The organism is Rhizobium leguminosarum bv. viciae USDA 2370, assembly GCF_002008365.1.
In the GTDB taxonomy this organism is placed as follows: Bacteria; Pseudomonadota; Alphaproteobacteria; order Rhizobiales; family Rhizobiaceae; genus Rhizobium; species Rhizobium leguminosarum.
In genome coordinates, this window is record NZ_MRDL01000021.1 from 1 (window position 1) to 1927 (window position 1927).

At 55.9% G+C, this 1927-nt stretch carries 2 protein-coding genes; both read left to right on the plus strand.

What is annotated here, in order from left to right; genetic code table 11:
• Window positions 1–289: 289 nt before the first annotated feature.
• Complete coding sequence (locus BS629_RS09070; RefSeq protein ID WP_077988119.1) at window positions 290–940, plus strand: outer membrane protein; 651 nt, start codon at window positions 290–292, stop codon at window positions 938–940.
• 379 nt (window positions 941–1319) lie between these two features.
• Entirely contained in the window at window positions 1320–1577 is a 258-nt protein-coding gene (locus BS629_RS09075; protein ID WP_077988120.1) for a hypothetical protein, read from the plus strand.
• Window positions 1578–1927 lie beyond the last annotated feature (350 nt).

The following is a 1927-nucleotide window of genomic DNA, read 5'->3' on the forward strand; positions in this document are numbered from 1 at the left end:
AAGCGGTGGTTCTTGTAGCTGATGGTCGATGAGGTCATCTCAACCGAATTATCCGCCACCCGTTAAGTTGCCGACAACGTGCCATCGCCTGTTTTACAGCTTTCAGGCTACTGTCAGCTATAGCCGCTAGAAGGATGTTTGTTGAATTGACGCTGGCGAAGACAATGAGAGGACCTATCAATATCATCCGAGGTGCTGATCGCCAGCGGCGATGAAAGCCTAAATCGATGCTTCAAGGCAATCAGAGCCGTTAACTGCACTTCTGGCATTGGCTCGTTAGGGAGTTCCTATGTCGATAACTAAAAGAAAAATCGTCTTCGTAATTGTCTCAACCCTAATGGCACGCGGCGCGTCGGCGGCCGATCTCGCCGACCACAGCGTTCCGAGCGCCCCCTCTTATGACGCGCCGGGAATCTTCTCGTGGGCCGGGGCTTACGCCGGTCTTCACGGAGGTGTCGCGGCCCCCAAATTCAACCCGTTCAACAATGATCGCGCCCCAGCGGTGGGCGCTCAGGTAGGTTACAATTTCCAGGCCGGACCGGGCGTTTTCGGCGCAGAACTGGAAGGCTCTTACCTGAACAATGAAGTGCGTGTGCCCGGCGGCAAGGTGGAAAGCCGCTTCCGCGGTGCCGCGAAGGCGAAGGCTGGCTTGGGCCTTGACCGCACTTTCATCTACGGCACCGCGGGCGTCACAACGACCGAGTTCGAGGGCCGCCGCCCCGTATTCGGATCGGACAAGTGGAAATCCGGACCGGAGAGCTGGAAACAGGGCTACCTCTTCGGCGGCGGCGTCGAGCACGCGTTTCCGGGCGGCGTGTCAGCAAAGATCGAGTACAACTACGTCATTAATAACGCTGTCCCGACCCCGAGCGGAGGCGTCAACTCGGGGTCAGACCTTAACGATAGTGTAATTAAGGCGGGCATTAACTTTCGCTTCTGAAGACCATCGCTTCGAATTGAACAATGTGGCACTTCGGTGGCATCGTTCCATTCACCCACCATTGAGAACTGCGAGCAACTGCCATGCAAGCATGGCGCCAAATCGCGCGCCTTCACGCCGAATGAACCAAGGCCTCACTCCGAGATCTTGGTTTCACAGCGTTAAGTTTACGGTGCCCGGCAAGCTCATCGTCGAGGCGCCGCGGAATGGCTCTCAACGGTACTCTTTGATTCACATCAAGAGATCGGACGCGGCCAGCGTATAAGCAATCAGAGAATAGCCTGGAACACATTGGAAGTATGTCTGCCAGTGCGCAGTTCGAACGAACATCGTCAGAAATTCTCTCACGAATACGCCTGCAGCGATAAAGGAGAAATGAATGTCTGCCTTGATTGGAACGGTTGAACGGCATGCGCCTGACTTCAGAGTCCAGTGCGAACGGACAGGGGTCTGGGCGATCAGAGCACTGACCCCTCGCGCGTCGCATTGGATGCACGCGAACTTCGCCGATCAATGTGTGGAGAAAGAGCAGTTAATCAAGACTGATCTCGGCAGTGCCAACGCGCTGATAAGGAAAGCTCGTTCGTCTGGGCTGATGACGGAATATGTCGGGCCGAATGCCACCTCATATTTTTGATGGAGAGAAGATGCGGTGATCACGTTATCTGTTGCGAGAAAGCTAAACCGTCGCCAGCCTGTTGGCCGCGATCTAAAGAACGAGGATTGCTCCGGCGGCTAGAACATTTTCGCTTGATGCCGTGCCGGCGGGCAAGCCAACATACCTGCGCGGCTTACGCCTACAGCTTCCAGCTGCTGCTCTCCTTCGCGGCGGCTCGTTTGGGGACCACTCCGTCCCGCATCGAGATCGAGCAGTTCGATGCACCGCTCCTTCTCGGCTTCCTGGAACGGCGATGTCACGTTGTCGGCAACTTAACGGGTGGCGGATAATTCGGTTGAGATGACCTCATCGACCATCAGCTACAAGAA